A 17,255-nucleotide genomic window follows, 5' to 3' on the forward strand; every position below is an offset into this window, starting at 1 on the left:
CGTGCCGGCCCGACGGGAGACGCCTCTTTCCTGGAGACCCTGACATGAGAAAAGCCATTCTCTTCGCCTTTGCCCCGCTGCTCGCGGCGTGTGACGTGGAACCGACGACAAGCGCTGGGATCGGGCTCCGAGATCGCGAGGAGGCAACGCTGCAGTCGGCGGCCCTCGTCGAGCCGATCGTCGCGCGCGGGGCGTTTGCCACGGAGGCCGATCGCGAGCGCTTCGAGGCCGACGTGCTGCCCTCGGCGCGAGCTTTCCTCGCGTACTGGGCGGATGCAGGGCTGAGCCTACCGCACGCGCCAGCGCGGCTGTTCATCTCTCCGCCGCGCGGGACGAGCGCGACGGAGGCCCTGCCGCAGCTCTACGGCGAGAGCATCTTCGACGATCTGCGCGCGCTCGAGGCGGAGGTCGCGAGCGCGCCCTCGAACCGGGCGGCGATCGAGCGGATCGATGCGTTCACGTGCGCGCGGCCCCCCCTGCACCGCAGCTTCCTCGATGAAGTGGAGGAGCACGCGGACAACCCCGACGTCGGCCCGGCAGACATCGCGCGGGCGCTGCGCCGGGAGCACGAGGAGCTCCTGGGACCCGATGGAACCTTCTCGTTTCGCACCGACAACGGCGAGTTCGAGCTGCCGCTGCGCAGGAACTGCTCCTATACCCTGCTCGGACACTCCACGCAGCCCACGCGCGCACACCCCTACCTGGAGAGGGACGTCGTGAATCACGAGCTGGGCCATGCGCTGCACTACGGCCTCTGGCTCGCCTCCGGCCCGCTCGGCGAGCGCCTCAGCACCGCCGCGAATGAGGCCATCGCCGACATTCTCGCGCACGTGTTCGACGGTGATCCCTGCCATGGCAAGGTGCTGGGCGAAGGGGGCACGCCCGTCGACTGCCGCCGGAGGATGGATACATACGAGCAGTCCGTCTCCGACGCCTTCTGGCGCTTCGGTCGCGCCGATCACGAGACAGGCCAGTCGCTCCGGCAGCTGATCTGGACCCTGCGGGAAGAGGTGCCGGCGGACGTGCTCCGAGTCGCCATCGTCGATGGGATCGCCGCGGTGCAGGTCGCGCTGAATCGGATCGGTGCGGAGCCGCTCGCCAACGTTCCGATGTTCGACGACGAGATCCTGGCCACGCGCTACCGCTTCGTGCGCGAGTACGAGGCGGCGAGCGCGCTCTTCCACGGGGTGTGCGCGCGCCTGGGGGATGCGCCGCCGGCCTGCGGCGAGCACGACCAGCGCATCGGCGATCCGCGCGTCGCGATGCGCGAAACGTGGCTGGCGAACGCGCCGACATCGATCGGTCGTGGCGGCGTCACCCTGGCGGATGGCCGCCGCGTGACGTTCGAGCTGGAGGGCGCGCTCATCAGGCAGATGACGGTCACGCTGGCGGACGGCGAGCAGCGGAGCTACCCGGGCGATCCCGATCTCGGGCTCCCCGAAGCGGAGCGTGAGCCCACGAGCGGTCGCATCACGCTGTGGTTCTCGGAGCCGGGCTCCACGGCGCCCGGCGCGCAGGTGGGGTGGACCTCCGACGGGGAGCTGATCGCGCGCTGAAGCACGACGAGGCCGCACGTGGGACAAGTCCGAGGGTTCTAGCGCGATAGCAAATATCGCGCTTCAACGGATCAAAACTCCGCGACGACACCCCTCCAGGTGTCCAGGCGAGCGAGTCAAGGACGCCACGGCAAATCATCTGAAGGCTCGCGCCCCCTGGCGGCATCAATACCGGTGTACGGCCCACAAGCGGCGCGCAGAGGTCCTCCTCGTCACGGCGATGGCCACGAGCGCAATCATGGGGTGCTCGAGCCCCTGCGGCAGCGCTGGAGAGGATCCGGATGGGCATGAGGGGCCGGCCATCGACGATGTAACTGCACAGGAGTGAAAGCATTGTCGTCATCAATGTTTGGGTATTCCACCCGCAGCGTCGATGCTTCCTCTCGCGGTACCACACATTACTAATGGCTGAATATTCTATGAACCAAGCACACTCGATTACCCTTGCGGCCCTGCTCTTGCCTGGACTCGCGCTGAGCGGGGCATGCTCCAGTGAGCCACCCAACAACCCGAAGGAGTCCATCCTGGCTCCCGATGGCGACGAGACGCCCGACGACGATGGCGTTCAGACGCCAGCCGACAACGGCGATCAGACGCCAGCCGACAACGGCGATCAGACGCCCGCCGACACGGCGCCGGACTCGCAGATGTTCACCTGTGACGCTTCAAAGTCGCCCATGTTCAAGAGCCGCGACGTGTTGAACATGCGGATCTCTGCCGATTTCACGAAGCTGAACAGCGCACCCACAAAAGAGGAGTCGGGCTCACAGGCCGTGATCGAGCTGAGCGACCAGAGCGGCGCGGCGCCGATCACCGCGAACATCATCGCCCGGGGGGTTTCGCGCTTCCATTGCGGCTTTCGCCCGTTCTCGCTGAAATTCGAGGACAAGCAGAAAGATAACATCTTCGCGCACCTCGGCAAGTCGGTGAAGTTCGTCACGCATTGCGGAGACAGGGAAGGCCTGTCACCCACGCTCAAGGCGGATTCCATCGAGACCTACGAACAGCGCGTGCTGATGGAGGACACTGTCTACCAGGTGCTCGATCAGCTGCAGGTGCCCTCGCTCAAGACCCGGCTCGTACGGCTCACCTACCACGACGCGCCGACCGGCAAGGAGGAGACGCACCTCGCGTTCGTGCGCGAGCCCGAGGACGAGATGGCCGAGCGCTGCGGCATGGTGGAACTGGAAGAGCTGTCCGGGGTCGACACCTCGCAGCTCGAGGTGGACCAGCATGGTCTATTGCTGCTGAACCTGCTGCACGATTTCGTGATTCAGTACGACGGGATCGAAGGGAAGAACCTGGTCACCATGGTCGACCTCGATCGCAAGGCGATACGTTACGCTCCCTACGATTTCGACCTGGTCGGCGTGTCCCGGCCAGATTACGTGGCCAACATGGGGCGCACGCTCGAACAGAACCGAGACGCGTTCGCGGACTGGCTGCGGCGCAACCAGAGCCCCGCGATGTTCGACCAGATCGAGTTGATGCTGGCTCGCGCGGACCAGATGCAACGCGCCGTCGATCAGTCGAACATGAACGAGGAGAACCACGAGGTCTTCTCCCGCTGGCTCTCGCTTTACCTGGGTCTCCTCCAGGACTTTCGCGCGTGCGAGGGTCACACGGACGACCCGTCGCGGCCCCTCTGTCACGTGGAAGACGACCACGGCAATCGCCCCGATTCGGCCAGCGTGGTCGATCCCGGCGAGTGGAGCGCGCGCATCGAGCCGCCCGGCGACGTGGACATGTTCGCCGTCGACCTGCAGGCGAACGCGCTTTACTCCCTCGGTGGCCGCGTGCCTCTCGAGCTCTTCGATGCCCAGCAGCACCTCGTGGCATCGGCCTCGGACCGGGCCGTCTCGTTCAAGCCGAGCCAGACGGGCACATACTACCTCCGAGCTTCGCTGGGGGAACAGCTGGTCTCGTCGCCGCTGCTCCCGGGTCCTGAAGAGATCGAACGTTACATCTCCTTCTACGCGGACGATCACGGAGCGTCCCTGGAAACGGCGACCACGCTGGAGGCCGGCCAGGCCGTCGAGGGCAAGTGGGAGCTGGCCAAGGGAGAAGACGAGGATTGGTTCTTGCTGAGCGCAGGCGCGTCGACCAACCTCCACATCGCGCTGCGGGATACGGACACTGGCCGCGTCGAGGTGAGCCGGCGCGATGCGCCGGCCGAAGAGCTCCCCCTCGAGGAATACCTTCTGGAAGGGGACAATGACGTCTCGTCGCTCTTCGAGCAACCTGGCGAGTACGTCGTCCGGGTCGTCCAGGTGCTCGGCCTCCGAGCCAATGGTTCCTACACCGTGACGCTGCAATAGCCCTCGCGAGCCGGGCCCCGCGACGTGCGTCAGGCCGCCTACCCTTGCAACGCCGCGTCACCAGCCGGCGCCGCTGCTGCCCCGACGCGCCGCTCCCGGACGCGGCGCCGCCGGAGCCGCCAGCCCTGGCGCGCTCGATCCGTCACGCCGTCACCCCGGCGCTCGCCGCCGCCTCAGCCCACCGCAGCGCCGGCGTCGAGTAGACTGCACAATTGCCAGAGGAGCAGAAGTCGACGCATCGTTGCACGCTCCTGCTGTACCGATACGCCATCTCCAGTCTCGGCGATCGGGGCGAAATGCATTAGGGTCGATCGGCAGGTCGACGTGCGGAGGGGCGCCGAGCTCCGGCGCCGGGTGGGAGCAGCGCGTGAACGAGATCAATTTCTACAAGCTTCCGCGTGCCATTCAGGACGGCCTGCTCGAGGCGTTCCGCGGGCAGTTCGCGCCGGCGCCGATCGTCAGCCGCCGCGGGACTCGGCGCACCATCGTGGCCTGGCTCGCGGTCAGCGCCGCGGCGGGCCTCCTGCTGGCGGCGCTCTGCGCGGCCGGCTTCGGCGACGTCAACAGCCCCCTCGCGCGCCATCCGACGGCGGCGGCCGCCGCGTACGTGCTGCTCGCCGCGACCGCCGTCATCGGCGTGCTCCAGGCGCTCGCCTACAACGCCGACCTCATCACGCTGCCGTTCGCGCCCGGCCTGTTCGTCTTCCCCGCGAACCTGATCGACGCGCGCGACCACAGGCTCCGGGTCTTCTCGCTCGCGGAGCTCTCGCGCGTCTCGGCGACCCCTCGGGGCGCCGTGGTCCTCACGTTCGGCGGCACGCAGCACGCGTTTCCCCTCGAGGACCCGTCGTGCTCGGACGGCGTGATCCGGGAGATCGAAGCGGCGTGGAGCCGCATGAGAGCGAAGCCCGACGCCGCGGAGCTGCGCCAGCTCGATCCATTCGCGCCGCCTGCCATCGAGAGCCCGTTCGCGTCGCCGATCCCGCTCTCGCGCGACGTCCCCGGGTGGCGAAGCTATGGGTGGCTCGTCGCGGCCGCGGTCGGCGTGGCCCTCGGCCTGGGGCTCTTCTTCCTCCGCAACCAGATGAGCGACGCGCGGATGTACGCCGCGGCGCGGGCGCGCGACGACGTGGCCGCGTACCGGAGCTACATCGCGCGCGGCCGCGGCCACGGGGAGGTCGTCTCGCAGGTGCTGCTGCCACGGGCCGAGCTGCGCCTCGCGGTGGCGAAGGGCTCGGTGGAGGCCATCGACGACTTCGTGCGCGCCTACCCCAGGACGGGCATCCAGGCCGAGGTGGCCGCGGCCCGCCGCGCCGCGCTCGCCGCGGAGCTCGATCGGGCGCGGGCGGCGGGCACGCTCGCGGCGCTGCTGGCGTTCGCGGAGCGCTACCCGAAGCACGGCCTGGAGAAGGCGTTCAACGACGCCAGGCACGCGCTCTATGCGCGCGCGCTCGATCGGTACAAGAGCGAGATGCCCGAGGGGAGCGAGCAGAACGCGGAGTTCGTGCGGCGGCTCCTCGCCTACGCGGAGCGCGTGGGGCCGAGGAGCACGCCGCAGGGCCTCCGCGGCCCGGCCGTCCAGGTCCGCTTCCGGCGGCTTCCGTCGCAGGACCTGAAGCGCGCCGACGAGCTCGTGATGAAGAGCCCGATGTTCCGCGGCGTCACGTCCCTGCCGACGCGCTACGTGGATGCCACCCGCCTCGATCCTCAGGAGAAGCGGACCGCGTCGGCGCTGGCGGAGGGGCTCGCGCGGGGGTTCGAGCCGGAGCTCGTCACCTTCGAGCCGGGCCCGCCCTTCGAGGGGTTGGCCGAGGAGCAGCCCTCGGTGACCTCCCCGTCCCTGGTGGTGAGCTATCGCGTCGAGTCGTCCGGGATCGCCTATGCCAGCAAGAAGCCGCAGATCATCATCATGGGGCTCAAGTTCTTCGTCAAAACGGAGTTCATCTTGCCCGGAGACGCGGAGCCGCTGATCACGAGCCACAAGATCGCGCGGCGGGTCCCGGCCGGGCTCATCCAACAGACCGCCTCCCCGCCCCCTGGGACCCTCGAGGCCACCGTTTACGAGGGCATGATGCGCGAAGCCTTCATCGACCTCGGGGAGCGCTACCTCTCCACCTGGTTCCGGAAGCGCGACGAGCCCCAGTGAGGGTGGACGAGCTCCTCAGCGCTCCCGGTACGGTACACGACCTGCCGGAACGGGCTCCGGGGCCCGCGGAGCTTCATGAATACTTCGCTCCCATCGTGCTTCAGCGCGCCTTCGGAGACGCGCTCGGCGCGAGCTACAACGTGGGTCGCTGAGCGGCGCCTCACCGCTGCTCGCCGGCCCAGGCGCGCAGGACGGCGCGGTAGCGGGCGGGGTCGCTGCGCTGCAGGTGTCCGTGGTCCGCCCCGGGGAAGCGCTCCAGGCGGGCCGGGCCCGGCACCGCCTCCGCGATGTCGCGCGCCTCCACGAGCGTGGCGTGCGCGTCCGCGTCCCCCGCGAGCACGAGCACGGGCGTGGAGGACGGCAGGTCGCGCGCGGCGTCCACCGGCCGCAGCCGCGCCGGATCGACGGGGAGCGCGACGACCCCCCACGGCCACAGGACGGCGAACGCCGCCGGCGCGATGGGTCCCAGCCGCATGTCCAGCCGGTTGCGCACGGCGGTCTCGAGGTCGCGGTAGGGCGACTCGAGCAGGTACCCGTCCACGCGCCCGGCGACCTCCTTCGCAGCGTAGAGCGCCGCGGCCGCGCCGAGCGACGTGCCGAAGACGCGGCGGCGGTGGTCCGGCAGCTCGCGCTCCAGGAACGCGACGCCCGCGCGCACGTCCCTGGCCGCGCTCCAGCCGATGTCGTTGACGTCCCCGTCCGAGTCGCCGTGCGCGCGCAGGCTCAGCGCGAGGACGCAGGTGCCGTCCTCCGCGAGCACATCGAGCGCGTCGCGCAGGCCCGTGCGGCTCGACCCGTTGCCGTGCAGGGCGAGGACGCACGCGCTCCCCGCGTCGCCGCGGCGGAGCCAGCCGCCGAGGCGCAGGCCGTCCTCGGCCGTCAGGGACACGGCCTCCCACCCCGCCGGCGGGGGCTCGGCGAAGGGCGGGGCCGCGCGGCGGGTGAGCCCGCGCGCCACCAGCGCGCCGCCTGCACCCCAGGCGAGGGTCAGGGCGGCAAGGGACAGGAGCGCGAGGCGGACGGGGCGGCGCACGGTGGTCCATGGGTAACCCATCTCCAGGAGCAAAGGGAGCCAGAACACTGCTTCACGTTCGCTCCCGGGCGCAGGTCGGGTATCACCGCCTCATCAACCGGTGACGGACACGTCCATCGGGGCTGAAGCTGGGCTGCCTTTCGCAGGGCCGCTCCGGCGCCTCCCGGGGTGCGCCGGAAGATCGCCCGGAGGCTCGATGAGCCCTGCCGTGCAGATCCCCATACCGATTGCAAACGAATTCCTTTCGCGACGCGCGATCGACAAACCGACGCGCACCCTGTGTCTTCCATAGAGAGGAGCGATTCACATGAACAAGAACACAAGCTCGCGCATCCAATGGAGCGCGGCCATCGTCCTTGGAGCTGCCCTGGGGATACCCGGCACCAGCCACGGTGCGGCGGGCCCCGTCCACGCTCCCGACATCGACGTTGCCGAGCTGACGGTCTCGAAGGTCATGAAGGCCTACAGGCACAGGCGCTACACCGCAGAGGCCTTGACCCAGGCCTACCTCGACAGGATCGACCAGTACGAGGAGTCCTACAACGCCTTCACGTTCCTGAACCCGAGCGCGCTCGAGCAAGCGCGTGAGATCGACAGGAGGCGAAGGAATGGAGAGGCGCTCGGTCCCCTGGCGGGCATCCCCGTGGTCATCAAGGAGTCCATGGACTTCGTCGGCTCGCCGTCGACGGCAGGCTGGGCTCCCCTCAGCTCCCAGGCGGGCGGCGTCGATCTGTTCCCGCTCAAGAACGCCGTCGTCGTCGATCGGCTCATCGCCGCGGGCGCCATCATCCTCGGGAAGACCAACATCCCGGCGTTCAGCGACGACGGGACCCGCGCCAACAGCAGCTGGGCTGGCCCCACGTACAACGCCGTGGACAGGGACCTGGCGCCGGGCGCGAGCAGCAGCGGGACGGCGACGGCGGTGGCCGCCAACTTCGCGGTGCTCGGCCTCGCGGAAGAGACGGGCGGCTCCATCCAGAACCCCGCGGCCGCTCAGAGCCTCGTCGGGGTCAAGCCGACGTTCGCCCTGGTCCCCACGACGGGCATCGTGCCGCTGGCGGGCAGCACGAGGGACGTGGCAGGGCCCATCGCGAGGACCGTCCTCGACGCCGCCCTGGTCATGGACGTCCTCGCCGGCTACAGCCCGGCTGATCCCAAGACCAGCGCCTCCAATGGGCACCTGCCCGCGCACGGCTACACGAGCCACCTGAGCAAGACCGCCCTCTGCGGGAAGCGGATCGGCCTGTATGGCCCGGGGTGGCGCCTCAGCGATCTGTCGCCGGAGACGCAGGACCTGTACGAGCGCGCCGTCGAGGAGCTCGAGATCCAGGGCGCGACCGTCGTGGAAGATCCCTTCGCCGGGAGCGGCTTCGCCGAGCTGGCCTTGCCCGGCGAGCCCTACGACTTCCGAGGAACGGAGTCCGCCGCCCACGACTTCCAGAACTACCTCGCAGGGCTGACGTTCAACGGAGACGTGGTGGGCACGATCGACGACCTGACGCTCATCACCGGGATCTCCCCGTTCCAGCCGGCCGGCGGCCCGCTGTCCTGGTACGTCGACGCGCTCCCTGCGCTGGCGGACTCGCTGCTCCACCCCGAGGCGCTGCCCGACCTGTCCGGCTTCTGGGCGCTGCGGGGCCAGTACCTGAGCGTCTTCGACGCCGTGATGGCGGCGCACGATCTGGATGCCCTCGTGTTTCCCCAGACCTACGAGGCGGTACCAGAGCTGTTCAGCGTCGAGACGTATGCCGCGACCACGGAGTCGGCGATCAACATCGCCGGCTTACCCGGGGTCGTCGTGCCTGCCGGCCAGTACGATAGCGGGGCCCCCTTCGGCCTGATCTTCGTCGGCCCGCTCTGGAGCGAGCCCCGCCTGCTGGGGTACGCTTACGACTACGAGCGGGCGACCCGGCACAGGATCGAGGCGGACCTGACCCTGTAGCGAGCCCGCCGGCGCCTCAGTGCCCGGCGCCTTCGCGCGCGGCGCTCGCCGCCGGCGCCTCCCCTGCCCTCCTGCCGAGGAAGAGCAGCGCGACGTACGTGAGCGCGCAGGCCACCATGCTGCCGAAGACCAGCAGCGGCAGCGAGTAGGCCAGCCTGTCCAGGCCCACCCCCTCGATCAGCTTCCCGGTCATGGCCGGGAGGACCATGCCGCCGAGGCTGTCGCCGACGAGCACCAGCCCGGTCACGAACGCCGTCATGGGGACGATCTGCCCCGTGAGCGTGAAGCCGCTCGGCCAGAGCGGCGCCATGAAGAGCCCGAGCCCGACCGAGACCGCCCACAGCAGCGCGCTCGAGGGCGGCAGGAACAGCATCAGCGCGGACAGCACGAGGCAGCCGGCCAGCGCGCCGGGGATGACCTGCCGCGGCGTGAAGCGGATCGCCACCGGGATCGAGATCAGCCTCCCGATCGTGAACGAGAACCAGAACGCCGAGGTGAGATAGGCCGCCCCCACGGCCGAGACGACGCCCAGCGTGAGGGAATAGGTGTAGATCCAGCTCCCGAACGAGATCTCCCCGCCGACGTAGGCGAACAGGTACAGCACCGCGACGAGCACCGGCAGGACGGGCAGCGAGCGACCCTGCGCTCCGGCGTCCTTTCCGGCCTTCTCCCGGGGCTTGGGACAGTGTCGCATCAGGAGCACGCTCACGGCGACGAGGACCGAGAAGGCGGCCACGGCCCAGTACACCGCGCGGTACCCGCCCCAGGCGCCCGGGACGCGCGCGACCAGGAGCGGCGACACGAACGCGCCCAGCCCGAAGCAGAAGTGCAGCGCGTTCATGTACGGGCTGACCTTCTCCCCGTGCGTCCACAGGAGCAGCGCGTTCGCGCCCGTGTTGACCAGCCCCTCCAGGACCCCCCGGCAGAACGCCAGGACCACGAGGAGCCATAGCCACGGGACGGCCGGGATGGCCGCGAGGCACGCGGCAGCGGCCAGGTGCGCTCCCCCGAGCAGGGTGTGCCCGTGCACGCGATCGAACAGCTTGCCTCCCCAGAGCGTACCGAGCGTGTAGCCGACCCCGCCGCCGAGGAAGATCGAGCCCATGTCGCCGACGCTGGAGCCCGTCTGCCGCGCGAGGTCCGGCAGGGTCGGCCCGGTGATCGCCGTGATGAGACCGAGACAGATGAAGAGCGCGAAGTAGCCGGCGGTCTGGCGCAGCGCCTTGTCGCTCCACCGGCTCGGGAGCGAACGCTCCTCCAGGGTTGCAGTGCTCATCGTTTCACTCCCTCGCCCCACCCAGGGGCTCGTGCGCGAGGCCCGGCGCGGCCGGGCACCCGGTGGAATCGTCCGCGCGCGGGGCGACCGGCCCACGCGGCTGCGCCTGCTGCGCGCGCTCCTGCTCGTGCTGGTGCTGAGCGCGCCACGACTCGAAGACCAGCGCCTGGACCGCCGAGAGGACCAGGACCGAGACATCGGTGTTCACGTAGAGCCAGATGAACCCCAGCCCGAGGCCGCGCACGAGCAGGGCCACCCCCGCCCCGACCGCGATGTTGCCGCCCCAGAACAGGAGGCACGCGCCGACGAGGCGGATCGCGCGCCGGAGCGCGGCCGGGACGAGGCCGGCGCGCATCCCCAGGCGGCGCCCCGCGGCGTAGGCGGCGCCGGACGTGGCCGCGACGACGGCCAGGATGTAGAGCGAGTCCGGCATCGCTACACCTGCCCGCGGAGCCGGTAGAGGGCGCGCGCCGCGAGCTCCTGGAGCAGCCCGCCGATCGCCGAGAGGCGCTCCCCCGGGATGTTCGAGGTAGGCGCCCCCTCCGGGACGGGCGCGGCGAGGACCTCGAAGCCCGCGCGCTCGAAGTGCCGGCGCGCCCGCCAGACGCGGTGCTCGCCGGTGACGAGCAGGATCCTCCTCGCGCCCCTCGGCAGCAGGAGCTCGGCGCTGCGCTGCGCCTCCACCGCGGTCGTCAGCCCCCGCGGCTCGGTGAGGACGGCCGACGCGGGGACGCCGAGGCCCTCGGCGAGGCGCGCGCGCGACTCGGCCTCGCTGGCCGCCCCGTTGCGGCTGCCGAGCATCAGCACGAGCGGCGCGCGCCCCTGCCGGTACAGCGCGACCGCCTCGGTGGCGCGCCGGAGGGAGTCCTCCGGGAGCCGCCCGTTCGGATCGACGTCCGATCCCAGGACGACCACGGCGTCGGCCTGGCCGGCGTCGGGCGCCGACGCCAGCCAGCGATCGAGCGGCGCGGCCACCGGGGTGAACGCGGCCACGGCGAAGGCCGCCAGCCCGGCCACACCGGCGGCCGTGCTCAGGCGGTCCCACGCTCTTGCCATGCGCATGCTGTCGGATCTCGGAAGCAGCCCCCGCGTCTTACCCTAGGTGGCGCCCTGCAGGGACGGCTGCAGGAGACGCGCGGCGATGAGCCGCGGCGCCTCCAGCTCCTCGGCGACGCCGTGGATGGCGTCCTCGAGGCGCTCGAGCGTCTCCTCGCCCATCCGGCCGTGCAGGGGCAGGCAGACCTGGCCCGCGCAGAGCCTGTCCGTGTGCGGCAGGGCGACGCCGGCCTCGAGGCAGGTCAGCTCGTGCAGCGGCGGGTAGAAGTACCGGCGCGCCTCGATGCCCCGGCGCGCGAAGGCGGCGACGGCGTCCTCGATCGGGACGTCGACGAGCCTGACCCCGAGGTTCTGTCCGTTCGGGCTCACGCCCGGCGGGATGCGCTGGGCGCGGTACACCTGCGGGTGCCGGGCCAGGGCCGCGCGCAGCCGGTCGAGGTAAGTCCGCCTGCGGGCCAGCGCCTCGGGGAGCCGGCGGAGCGACGCGAGCGCCAGGGCGGCGCGCAGCTCGTCGATCTTGGCGTTCATGCCCGGGACCGACGCCTTCAGCGGCTGCGCGAGGCCGTGATTGCGCAGCCGGCGCATCGCCGCGCTCACGTCCCGGTCGGGCGCGACGACCACGCCGCCCTCCGCGCCCACGAGGACCTTGGTCGCGTGCAGCGAGTAGGTCGTCGCGGTGAGGAGCGGCTCGGCCTCGCGGCTCGCCGTCTCGGTGCCCATGCCGTGCGCGTTGTCGTAGATCACGGCCGCGCCAGCGGCCCGGGACTGCCGCGCGATGCTGGCCAGGTCGGGAGGCACGCCGAACACGTTGACCGGGAGGACCAGCGTCGCTTCGTGCTTCGCGAGCAGGCGGCGCAGGTGCTCCGGATCCATCGTCCAGGTCTCCGGGTCGATGTCGCAGAAGACCGGCTCGAAGCCCGCGTGCACCGCGGCGTTCAGCGTCGCGATGAAGGTGAACGCGGGCAGGATCGCCTTGCCCCGCCGCACCGCCGCTGCCTCGATGGCGAGGCTGATCGCGACGGCGCCGTTCGAGACGACCACGGCGTCGTCGACGCCGAGGAACGTCGCGATCTCGCGCTCGAAGCCCTCCGAGTACGGGCCGCCGTTGGTCAGGCGCCCCGAGCGCAAGATGTCGGCGAGCTGCGCCGCGATCGCGTCGGGCTCGTCCACCTGCGGCAGGACCATGGGGATGAAGGGTCGCTGATCACTCATGCTTGTCTCTCCAGACCAAGGCGTTGCAGCGCGACGCGGCCGATGAACTCCGGGATGCCGAGCAGGTACCGCCGCCAGAGCCGCCTCGGCTCGGTCATCAGGCGGTACAGCCACTGGACGTGGTTCCGGCGGACCCACTCGGGCGGATAAGCGACGGCCCCGGCCACCTGATCCAGCAGCCCGCCCATGCACCACGCGGCGTGCACATGGAGCGCGGCGAGGTGCCGGTTCACCCAGATCTCCTGCTTGGGCGGGCCGAGGCCGAGGATGAGCAACGCGGCGCCCGAGTCGTTGATCCTCTGGACCACCGCCGCCTCCTCCTCGGGGGCGAAGTACCCGTGGTGAACACCGGCGATCTGCAGGCCCGGACGCTCGGCGACGAGGCGCCGGGCGACCTCGTCGGCGATCCCGGGCGCGCCGCCGAGCAGGAAGACCGAGGCCCCGCGCTCGGCGCACAGGTCCACGATCCTCGCGAGCTCGACCGGGCCCACGTTGATCCGCTCCGGGCACGGGCCGCCCAGCAGGCGAGTTGCCCAGACCACCCCGATGCCGTCGGCGTACACGACGTCGGCGCCGGCGACCGCGGCGCGGTACGGCGCCTCGCGCGCCGCCAGGATGGCGCCGTAGGCGTTCACATAGGTGTAGTACTCCGGCCTGCCGCCGGCCTTCCGCAAGGCGTCGTCCAGCTGAGCCAGCAGCTCTTCGAAGGTGAGCCGCGCGACGGGGACACCGAGCACGTCGATCCGGGGCGGCGCGGGCGACGCGGACGGGGCGTCCACGGTCATGGTGCACCTCGTGACGGCGTCACCTTGGCCTGCGTGCTGATGAACGCGCGCGGATCGGTGACCGGGGCGCGATCGAGGACGGGCCGCGCCTCGTCGGTGCCGAACATGGCGACGTAGTCCCCGTGGAACCCGTCGCAGATGTCGCGGAGCGCGCAGCTCCGGCACGCGGCGCCCTTCTCGTAGCCGTTGTGCTCGACGCGGTTCAGGGCGTCATTGCGGTAGGCGGCGTCTCGATCCCCGCGGCGGCGGAGGAACCGGTAGGAGAGCCCTTCCAGCTTCCTCATCGCGGGGCCGAGCCGCGGGTCCGTGTCGGCGCGGAGCATCCGGCCGCGGAGGTCGAGCGCGTCGGCGAGGCGGAGGAGCGGCTGCCGGAGCCGACCGAGGCGCGGCCGCGCGCCGAGCGGGACGGGCGGCGACACGGGACCGGGTCGCATCCGCTGCGGCCCCTTGTTGGTCCAGGTCCAGCTCGCGAAATCCCACTCGTGCGGGTCGTACGGGAGCTGCTGGTAATCGTACACCGAGGGCCAGTGGCGCTCGGAGACGACGCAGTGGGGCAGGTAGCGGACGTTCGCCTCGATGCCGGCGCGCGCGAGGATGTCGAGGGCCTCGTCGAGCGGCTCCCGCAGCTCGGCGTAGCGAGGCACGTTCTCGGCGGTGCGGGCCCCCGCCTTGCGCTGATCCGCGAAGGGGTTGAAGGCGAGGAAGTTGACGTTGCGCGCGCCCACCTCCACCGAGAGCTTCGCGATCGCCGGGAGCTGCGGCACCGCGCGCTTGGACATCACGCAGTTGACCCGGAACGGCACCGAGAGCGCGATGAGGTGATTCAGGGCCTGCATCTGGCGCACGTGCGCGCGCTCCGCGCCCACGGTGATGTCGTGCGCCTTCCCGAGCCCCTGGACGCTGACCAGGAAGTCCGCGACGCCGGAGTCCTTGAACTGCTGCACCTTGTCGCGCTTGTCGAGCACCAGCGCGTTGGTGATGAGCGTCGGCGCCAGGCCGATCTCGACGCAGTACCGGATCAGCGCGTGGATGTCGCGCCAGATGGTCGGCTCGCCGCCCTGGATGTCGATCGCGTTGTTCCCGTAGAAGTCGACCAGGGTCCGGCAGATCTCCTTCGCCTTCTCCAGCGACATGAACGGGTGCTCGGGGTGCTCCTTGTCCTCGATCCGATCGAGGAAGTAGCAGAAATGGCAGCGGAGATTGCACGTCTGCCCGAGCCACAGCACGCCGCGGCGCGTGATCTCGCGGCTCTTGCCGTGCGAATGCGGCGCCGCGGGCGGGCGCGTGGCCGGCAGGGCCAGGGCGAGGGCCCGCTCGAGCAGGACCTCCGGCGGCTCGATCTCCTCGGGGGCCTGCGGCGCCCCCTTCCGCTTGAGCTGCACCAACGAACCATTAGCATCCGTGCTGGTCTTCACTTGTGCCTCTCCTGGGTTCGAACACTCGCGGCAACCCGCCGCGCCCTGCGAAGGCGCCGACACGGTTTCGAAACGTTTCGATCTCGACGGCGGTAACGTGGCGCTGCGCGCGGCGCGGCCGCGCGCCCTGCCGCTCGTCGAGATTCGCTGACATAGAGTTGAACTGCGCAGCGATCGTTGCAATAGAGGAGCGCCATGCTCACACGACGCCCCTCGGCGAAGGCTCTCCTCCACGCATGACGTCGACGGCCATCCGCGAGGACAGCCCGGCTCCGGCGCGGAGGAGCGTCTCCGGCAACATCGCGCTGAAGACCGTGAGCGATCTCGTCTCGCGCGGCGTCCGCATGGTCCTCGCCGTCGTCGCCGCGCGGCTGCTCGGGCCAGCGGGCTTCGGCGATTACAGCTACGCGTTCGCGGTGGGCTTCCTGCTCGGCGAGCTCGCGGACCTCGGCCTGCACATGTTCATCGCGCGGGAAGTGGCCCGGGATCCGGGCGCTGCCATCGGCCCGCTCGTGCGCCTCAAGCTCGCCGTGACGCTGGCCGCCGGCGCGGTCGGGCTCCTGGTCGGCCTCCTCGCGGGCGCGGCCTCGCCGCGCCGCACGCTCGTCTGGCTGCTGACCGCCGCGTGGCTCATGGCCTCGTTCGTCGAGATGCTGAACCAGGTGTTCCGCGGCCACCAGCGGATGGAGCGCGAGGTGCTGGTGGCGGTCACCATGGCGGTCGCTTCCTTCGGCCTCGGGACGGCGGCGCTGCTCTCCGGTCTGGGCGCGCTCGGCCTCGCGTGGGGCCTCGTCGCAGGCCACCTGATCGCCCTCGCGCTGGCCGTGGCCCTCGCCGCTCAGCTCCTCGAGCGCCGGCAGTGGTCCAGCGAGGGCGCGACGCTCCCGCGGAGCTTCCTCAGCGAGGCCGGGCCGCTCGCGGTGGCGATGATCGCCAGCCCCCTCTACTTCCAGATCGACCTCCTGATGCTGGGCTGGATGAGCACCCCCCAGGCGGTCGGCGACATGAGCGCGGTCCAGCGCGTGATCGGCGGCGCCATGATGCTGCCGGGCGTCGTGCGCGCGGCGGTCTTCCCCGCCTTCGTCGCGAGCCGCTCCGCGAGCACCCGCAGGCGGCTCGCCGCGCTCACCTTCCTCGGCTTGATGACCGCGGGCGCGCTCATGAGCGCCGGCGTGTGGTGGCTCGGCGGGCCGATCGTGCGGCTCCTGTTCGGCCCACAGTACGCGAGCGCCGTGCTGCCGCTGCAGCTCCTCACGACGGCGCTCGTGTGGATGGTGCCGGAGTGCGCCATCGGGCCGCTGCTCTTCGCGACGGGCCAGCAGCGCTCGCACGCGGCCCTCTGGGTGACGAGCGTGCTCCTCATCGCGGCCGGGAACGTGTGGGCGGTGCCGGCGCACGGCGCCGCCGGCGCCGCGATGGTGAAGCTCGTCGTCACGCTCGGCCTGGTGGCCGGCGAGGTGATCGTCCTCTGGCGCGTCAGGGACCACCTCGGGGTCCAGTGAGCGGCCGCGGAGCGGGCGTGCGTCGATCGCGTCGATCGCGTCCATTGCGTCGGTCGCGCAGCGCACGGGGTCAGTAGCTCCCCACGCCGAAGAGCATGCGCAGCGGCGTGATCGCGATGATCTTGAGGTCGAGCCAGAAGCTGGCGTTGGCCAGGTAGTAGATGTCGAGGATGACGCTCTGGTCGAAGGTGACCTGGTTGCGCGCCGCGACCTGCCACAGGCCGGTGATCCCGGGCCGGCCGTCGCTGCGGAGGCGGTGCCACTCCTTGAGCGCGTTGTGCTCCGCGACCGGATAGGGCCTGGGTCCGACCAGGGCCATGTCGCCGGTGAGCACGTGGATGAGCTGGGGGACCTCGTCGAGGCACAGCCAGCGGAGCAAGCCGCCCAGCCGCGTGATGCGCGGATCCCTGGGGTGCTTGGGGATGACGGACCCGTCCTCGCGCCGGAAGCCGGGGATGTCGCCGCGGATGACCGCCAGCCGCTCGGCGTCGCTCCGGTCCTCGCCGTCCCGGCGCCGCGCCCGCATCGTCCTGTATTTGAAGAACGAGAACGGCTCCCCGCCCATCCCTGCTCGCGGGGCGACGTGGAACGGGCCGCCCGGGGACTCGAGGGAGATCAGCAGCGCGATCGTCAGCCACAGCGGCGCCCCCCCGAGCAGCACCGACAGCGCCACGAGCTTCTCGATGGCCTGGGTGGCCATGGCGTCGAGCCCGCCCCGCTGGCCCGAGCCGAACCGGACGATCGGGACCCCCTCCGCGGTCCGCTCGGTGAGGCCGAGCCGCGCCGCGAGCCACTCGAGGTCCCGCGACGCGATCGCGACGCCCTGCTCCCGTCCGCGCGCCCGCTTCAGCACCTCCCCGATGGCGTCGAGACCCTCGACGGCGATGGGAGCGCTCGAATCCAGCGGAGGAGGCGGCGCGGTCTCGTCACGAGCGAAGGACGTCGGTGCACAGGTCAAGAAAACCTCCTGGTAGTGTCCGGTCCGGCGTCGCGACGGTCCTCCCCCGCGCCACC

15 protein-coding genes are annotated in these 17,255 nt (G+C 71.0%); 7 read left to right on the plus strand and 8 right to left on the minus strand.

Annotation, left to right across the window (positions count from 1 at the left end):
- Positions 1-44 precede the first annotated feature (44 nt).
- The 4 genes from WME85_RS24780 (at position 45) to WME85_RS24795 (ending at position 6,020) form a co-directional block, all read left to right on the plus strand.
- On the plus strand, positions 45-1,556 hold the full coding sequence (locus WME85_RS24780) for a hypothetical protein (protein ID WP_437841581.1): 1,512 nt from the start codon (positions 45-47) through the stop codon (positions 1,554-1,556).
- A gap of 419 nt (positions 1,557-1,975) precedes the next feature.
- The gene (locus WME85_RS24785) at positions 1,976-3,874 is read left to right on the plus strand and encodes a hypothetical protein (RefSeq protein WP_437841583.1); all 1,899 of its coding nucleotides are present in this window, start codon (positions 1,976-1,978) and stop codon (positions 3,872-3,874) included.
- Positions 3,875-3,918: 44 nt separating this feature from the next.
- A complete protein-coding gene (locus WME85_RS24790; protein ID WP_437841585.1) occupies positions 3,919-4,077 on the plus strand; it encodes a hypothetical protein in 159 nt (52 codons plus the stop codon).
- A 164-nt stretch (positions 4,078-4,241) separates the two neighbouring features.
- Positions 4,242-6,020 (plus strand): hypothetical protein, encoded by a 1,779-nt coding sequence (locus WME85_RS24795; protein WP_437841588.1) that lies wholly within the window; start codon positions 4,242-4,244, stop codon positions 6,018-6,020.
- A gap of 160 nt (positions 6,021-6,180) precedes the next feature.
- Here WME85_RS24795 and WME85_RS24800 read toward each other — a convergent pair whose 3' ends face one another.
- Entirely contained in the window at positions 6,181-7,101 is a 921-nt protein-coding gene (locus WME85_RS24800) for an alpha/beta hydrolase (RefSeq protein ID WP_437841590.1), read from the minus strand.
- 259 nt (positions 7,102-7,360) lie between these two features.
- Between WME85_RS24800 and WME85_RS24805 the strand changes: the two genes are divergently transcribed.
- A complete protein-coding gene (locus WME85_RS24805) occupies positions 7,361-8,995 on the plus strand; it encodes an amidase (RefSeq protein WP_437841592.1) in 1,635 nt (544 codons plus the stop codon).
- A 16-nt stretch (positions 8,996-9,011) separates the two neighbouring features.
- On the opposite strand, the gene WME85_RS24810 is transcribed toward WME85_RS24805, so the two are convergent.
- From WME85_RS24810 to WME85_RS24835, 6 genes are read right to left on the minus strand one after another with little or no spacing between them, the layout of a single operon-like run.
- Positions 9,012-10,271, minus strand: a complete 1,260-nt coding sequence (locus tag WME85_RS24810; protein WP_437841594.1) for an MFS transporter — start codon at positions 10,269-10,271, stop codon at positions 9,012-9,014.
- A gap of 4 nt (positions 10,272-10,275) precedes the next feature.
- Positions 10,276-10,704 carry a hypothetical protein gene (locus WME85_RS24815; protein ID WP_437841596.1) on the minus strand — a complete coding sequence of 143 codons (429 nt, stop codon included), beginning with the start codon at positions 10,702-10,704 and terminating at the stop codon, positions 10,276-10,278.
- A gap of 2 nt (positions 10,705-10,706) precedes the next feature.
- Complete coding sequence (locus tag WME85_RS24820; RefSeq protein ID WP_437841599.1) at positions 10,707-11,327, minus strand: YdcF family protein; 621 nt, start codon at positions 11,325-11,327, stop codon at positions 10,707-10,709.
- A 42-nt stretch (positions 11,328-11,369) separates the two neighbouring features.
- Positions 11,370-12,539 (minus strand): DegT/DnrJ/EryC1/StrS family aminotransferase, encoded by a 1,170-nt coding sequence (locus WME85_RS24825; protein ID WP_437841602.1) that lies wholly within the window; start codon positions 12,537-12,539, stop codon positions 11,370-11,372.
- A complete protein-coding gene (locus tag WME85_RS24830) occupies positions 12,536-13,324 on the minus strand; it encodes a WecB/TagA/CpsF family glycosyltransferase (protein ID WP_437841604.1) in 789 nt (262 codons plus the stop codon). The genes WME85_RS24825 and WME85_RS24830 overlap by 4 nt, the downstream gene beginning before the upstream one ends.
- Complete coding sequence (locus WME85_RS24835) at positions 13,321-14,706, minus strand: radical SAM protein (protein WP_437841607.1); 1,386 nt, start codon at positions 14,704-14,706, stop codon at positions 13,321-13,323. The genes WME85_RS24830 and WME85_RS24835 overlap by 4 nt, the downstream gene beginning before the upstream one ends.
- A 19-nt stretch (positions 14,707-14,725) precedes the next feature.
- Here WME85_RS24835 and WME85_RS24840 point away from each other — a divergent pair, with 19 nt between their 5' ends.
- On the plus strand, positions 14,726-14,890 hold the full coding sequence (locus WME85_RS24840) for a hypothetical protein (RefSeq protein ID WP_437841610.1): 165 nt from the start codon (positions 14,726-14,728) through the stop codon (positions 14,888-14,890).
- Between the two features lie 85 nt (positions 14,891-14,975).
- Complete coding sequence (locus WME85_RS24845) at positions 14,976-16,241, plus strand: flippase (RefSeq protein ID WP_437841613.1); 1,266 nt, start codon at positions 14,976-14,978, stop codon at positions 16,239-16,241.
- Between the two features lie 70 nt (positions 16,242-16,311).
- On the opposite strand, the gene WME85_RS24850 is transcribed toward WME85_RS24845, so the two are convergent.
- Complete coding sequence (locus tag WME85_RS24850; protein ID WP_437841616.1) at positions 16,312-17,199, minus strand: sugar transferase; 888 nt, start codon at positions 17,197-17,199, stop codon at positions 16,312-16,314.
- Positions 17,200-17,255 lie beyond the last annotated feature (56 nt).

This window comes from Sorangium sp. So ce1153, from assembly GCF_051521595.1.
Classification (GTDB): Bacteria; Myxococcota_A; Polyangia; order Polyangiales; family Polyangiaceae; genus Sorangium.